The organism is Okeania sp. SIO2B9 (assembly GCF_010672505.1).
In the GTDB taxonomy this organism is placed as follows: Bacteria; Cyanobacteriota; Cyanobacteriia; order Cyanobacteriales; family Microcoleaceae; genus Okeania; species Okeania hirsuta.
Map to the genome: position 1 here is coordinate 1 of NZ_JAAHGK010001288.1, position 2147 is coordinate 2147.

The 2147-nt window shown below is 34.7% G+C and carries 3 protein-coding genes; all 3 read left to right on the plus strand.

Annotated features, from left to right (window positions below; translation table 11 throughout):
• Positions 1-180, plus strand: a 180-nt coding sequence (locus F6K13_RS29925; RefSeq protein ID WP_287289392.1) for an FAD-dependent oxidoreductase, incomplete at its 5' end; no start/stop codon positions are given.
• 76 nt (positions 181-256) lie between these two features.
• Positions 257-928, plus strand: a complete 672-nt coding sequence (ntcA, locus tag F6K13_RS29930) for a global nitrogen regulator NtcA (protein ID WP_124146907.1) — start codon at positions 257-259, stop codon at positions 926-928.
• Between the two features lie 292 nt (positions 929-1220).
• Complete coding sequence (locus tag F6K13_RS29935; RefSeq protein WP_124146908.1) at positions 1221-1853, plus strand: DUF3084 domain-containing protein; 633 nt, start codon at positions 1221-1223, stop codon at positions 1851-1853.
• The last annotated feature ends 294 nt before the right edge of the window (positions 1854-2147 follow it).

The following is a 2147-nucleotide window of genomic DNA, read 5'->3' on the forward strand; positions in this document are numbered from 1 at the left end:
GATGTAGTTATTATTGGTGGTGGTATTGCGGGTCTGGCAACAGCTTATTACCTTAGCCAGAAACAAAATCTACAAATTATATTGTTAGAGAAAGACTCTATCCCTAATCCCAACAACAGTTCCTATGATAAAAGTAAAGTAAGTATTAAATATATTAAATATATATATAGCAATATGTAGAAACTTAATAGTATATTTCAGGAACTGAGCTATTAAGGTTAAGAGACGTTTAGTTAGTTATTAGAGAGTAAGGAAATTGGTCGTGACGCATGATAGACCGCTAGCAGCAGTTTTCCGTAATATATCTGGTGGGTCATATCCGCCAGTTGTAGAAACTTTTGAACGGGGCAAGACAATATTTTTTCCAGGAGACCCTGCAGAGCGCGTCTACGTTCTAATTAAAGGCGCAGTGAAGCTATCGAGGGTGTATGAAGCAGGAGATGAAATTACAGTGGCCTTACTCCGGGAAAATAGTGTATTTGGAGTATTGTCTCTAATTACAGGCCATAAGTCTGACCGTTTCTACCATGCAGTAGCTTTTACCCCTGTAGAATTAATATCTGTGCCAATTGACCAGGTGGAGAAAGCTCTCAGAGAAGATCCAGATTTGTCAGTTGTTTTATTACGTGGACTTTCATCTCGAATCTTACAGACAGAGATGATGATTGAAACTTTGGCACACCGGGATATGGGGTCTAGACTGGTTAGCTTTTTATTAATCCTTTGTCGAGATTTTGGAGTTCCTAGCAAAGATGGGATTACCATAGACTTGAAATTGTCTCACCAAGCAATTGCAGAAGCAATTGGGTCAACAAGGGTGACAGTTACTCGTCTGCTTGGAGACCTTCGGCAAGATGGAATGATATCTATTCACAAGAAGAAAATTACAGTACATAACCCAGTGGCTTTAAGTCAACAATTTACCTGATTTAGAGACACAAATATCTGTAAAAATCAAGATGAAATAACTGCTGAGGGTAAACTAAAAAAATTTTATAATGGCAATCTGAGGAGATAATACTATTTTCTCTTAAAATAAAATATTAATTAAGTAAAGAGATTGCCTTATAGAAACCAGAGAATTTTATATTTAAGAGAATTTTATATTTAATAGCTAGTCAAATAAATAATTACTGTCTATAATTTTTGATATTAGGCATATAGTCTGAGATAATAAACTAAAGGCAACCTCATAATTAAATTACTACCAGCAGCCATTAATGACCGCCGGTATTATCTTAGTATTAGCAATTCTGGTGCTAGGCGGTGTAATCGCTACTATTAGCGATCGCCTAGGTACAAAAGTAGGTAAAGCAAGACTACGACTTTTTAATCTTAGGCCCCGCGATACTGCCGCATTGGTCACCATGGTCACTGGCAGTATTCTTTCAGCTTTAACTTTAGCTATCCTATTTGCAACTAGCAAACCATTAAGAAAAGGTGTTTTCAGAATAGATGAAATCCAAACCAAACTTAATGAAACTCGCAAGGAAGTGACAAAAGCTGAATTTGAAACCACCCGAATCAAAAATGAATTACAAAAAGCAAGAGCTGATTTAGAATTAGCTCTAACTCAATTGAATCAAGTTAATCAGTCTTTGGATAAAGCTTTAGTCCAAAAAGCAGAAACAGAATCCCAACTCAAAATAACCAAAGAGCAATTAAATCAAGTTCAAGCAGTAAAAATCCGTACTCAAGAAGAACTTAGGCAAGTTCAAAAAGCAAAAGCTAGAACTGAAGCCGAACTTAATTTAACTCAAAACCAACTGAATAGTATAGTACAACAAAAAGAAATCCTGAGACAAGAAATTGAACAAATGCAAATAGAGCGTCAAAAAATATTAAAAGATTAAAAATATAGCATTTTATAGCAGAAGGAAGAAGGAAGAAGGAAGAAGGAAGAAGGAAAAGTATTACTTTGTCTGAGTTTTAAACTTTTGAACTGTCCTAACCTTTCCTTCGACTGCTATACCTTGCCTTTTATGTACTCCCTAAAAAAAATTACATTATGAATAATTAAGGTTTAAAGCATTTTTTTTATAGAAAAAATAATATTAAATCCGGTTACCACCACCCTTTATAGTAGTTAACTAAATTCCATATTATATAAAAAATTTTATCTACTAAAATAAGGGTGGTGGTAACCG